Origin of the sequence: Flavobacterium sp. (assembly GCF_043720215.1) — a bacterium.
In the GTDB taxonomy this organism is placed as follows: domain Bacteria; phylum Bacteroidota; class Bacteroidia; order Flavobacteriales; family Flavobacteriaceae; genus Flavobacterium.
Map to the genome: position 1 here is coordinate 1 of NZ_JAYSSZ010000047.1, position 2,144 is coordinate 2,144.

4 protein-coding genes are annotated in these 2,144 nt (G+C 31.1%); all 4 read left to right on the forward strand.

Features of this window, described 5'->3' with window-relative positions; genetic code table 11:
- A partial coding sequence (locus tag ACHZC3_RS02010) for a hypothetical protein (RefSeq protein WP_394758205.1) occupies window positions 1-293 on the forward strand: 293 nt, incomplete at its 5' end.
- A gap of 17 nt (window positions 294-310) precedes the next feature.
- Window positions 311-922 (forward strand): DUF6705 family protein, encoded by a 612-nt coding sequence (locus tag ACHZC3_RS02015; protein WP_394758206.1) that lies wholly within the window; start codon window positions 311-313, stop codon window positions 920-922.
- 339 nt (window positions 923-1,261) lie between these two features.
- Entirely contained in the window at window positions 1,262-1,609 is a 348-nt protein-coding gene (locus tag ACHZC3_RS02020) for a type II toxin-antitoxin system RelE/ParE family toxin (RefSeq protein WP_394758207.1), read from the forward strand.
- Window positions 1,596-1,898, forward strand: coding sequence for a helix-turn-helix domain-containing protein (locus ACHZC3_RS02025; RefSeq protein WP_394758208.1), 303 nt, complete (start codon window positions 1,596-1,598; stop codon window positions 1,896-1,898). The genes ACHZC3_RS02020 and ACHZC3_RS02025 overlap by 14 nt, the downstream gene beginning before the upstream one ends.
- The last annotated feature ends 246 nt before the right edge of the window (window positions 1,899-2,144 follow it).

The following is a 2,144-nucleotide window of genomic DNA, read 5'->3' on the forward strand; positions in this document are numbered from 1 at the left end:
TAAATATTAGCGACCCTGATGCATTTTATGATATGCTTACACAAGAAACTGATGCTATACCAGATTCAGCAAACATATCTGAAGAAGACATGCTAGAAAAAATGGATAAAGGAATGACAGATATGTATTCTAAACCAATTAATTCTGATCGTGAGCTAGCTTTTCTAAAAAGATTTGCTAGCTTTGGAATAGAATTATTTAAAGCCGACAGTGCTTTAACTGGCTGGAGTCAATTAGTTTTAGAGACCCCAGATTTTGGGCCACAAAAAGTAAAACCATACAAATGCAATTAATTAACATACATCTTATTATGAAATATATATATTTAACTTTTTTACTTATTGCAACAATAAGTTGCAAATCGCAAACACCAATAACTAATATAAAAAATCAAGATGGTCATTGGCCTCCTATTAATGGAGAATATTTTAAAGATATAAATAACGTTCTTGACCCTTTTGTAGGCACATGGTTGTATACAAATGGTAATATTTCTTTAAGAGTTATTTTAGTAAAAAAAATAAATCAATTTAACAGTGTGTATTATGAAGATTTAATTATTGGTGGCTACGAGTATAAAGTAAGTGGCACCACACTAGTAAATACAATTCCAGATATAACAACAGTCTATGTCGACCAAACAAGACATAAAATTGCAGGAAACACAATTTTCGATAAAAATGTAAAAAACCCTCCTTGCAACGATTGTGCTACAAACGAAATGAGGCTACTTTTATACTTTAAAGAACCTGCTAGTACATTAACAGGTAAGTTATTATTAAGAAAAACAACAGTCGCTGGTCAAGAAGCTATGAAACTAAATTTGCAAGGAGCTTATACTAAATATTATAAAGCTGGAACAACTCCTCCACCTGATGATTTTGTAGTTCCTTCAGGGGATTATGTTTTAATAAAACAGTAAAAAATAATTTTTTTCTTAATTTTCAAATAGCGATTTTAGGTTTCTCTAAAATCGCTATTTTTATAATCTAAATAATGGAACAAAAAAACTAAAACCTCTTGTAACAAAGGTTTTACGCTATTGCGGTTTTTGGGCATAATTTAAAGTTTGTTTTGTATCTTTGAATTCAGTGCTTAACCGAAAGTTTCGGCTTCTTTAGTCCGCAACAGTCGTAAAGCCTGGGAACGTTGTGCGAAATTTTGCCCGAAAAATAAACCGAAAAAATAAACCGAAAAAATAAGTTTTGAAAAATTTACAAAAAATAGTTGTCTATTAAGACTACTTTTGTAAATTTGCATAATGGAAAACAGAATTACATATAGAACAGTGATTTCGTATAAATCATATTTTGAGGATTTCCTTGAAAAACAAAATCCGAAAGTGAAAGCGAAAATTGCTTGGACTTTGAAATTAATTGAAGAAATTCAACAAGTTCCAGAAACTTATTTAAAACATATTGAAGAAACCGACGGACTTTATGAAGTTAGAGTTCAACAAGGAAGTGATATTTTTAGAGTTTTTAGTTTTTTCGACGAAGGGAAATTAATTGTATTAGCAAATGGATTTCAGAAAAAGACGCAAAAAACACCGAAAAATGAAATTGCGAAAGCATTAAAAATTAAAACTGAATATTATGAAAACAAATAAAGATTCGAAAACACTTTCTCAAATTATTAACGAACAATTTGGAGAAAAAGGAACTGTTGAAAGAACCGAATTTGAAGAAGGTTACGAAAACTTTAAATTAGGTGCTTTAGTTCACGATGCAAGAATTGAAAAGGGTTTAACTCAAGAGCAACTTGCAGTTAAATGTGGAACTAACAAATCTTACATTTCAAAAGTTGAAAATAACGTCAAAGATGTAAGAATTTCTACTTTACAAAGAATAATAGAAGTTGGACTTGGTGGAAGATTAAACTTATCCGTAACATTGTAAAAAAACCTCGCACAACAGCGGTTTGGCGCAATTGGGGTTTTAGGCATACTTTAAAGTTGGTTTTGTACTTGCAAGTTCGGTCTTTAATTTATACATTTGGATAACCAAATTCCCAACTGACGCCAAGCCACGAGACGTTGTGCGACACTTTCGAGCGTGTATCGTCCTAAAATAGGTTGACTAAAAATTAAACACTTTTAGTACCTATGGAAACACCAACAAATCAAGACTGCCGAAAAAATGGCT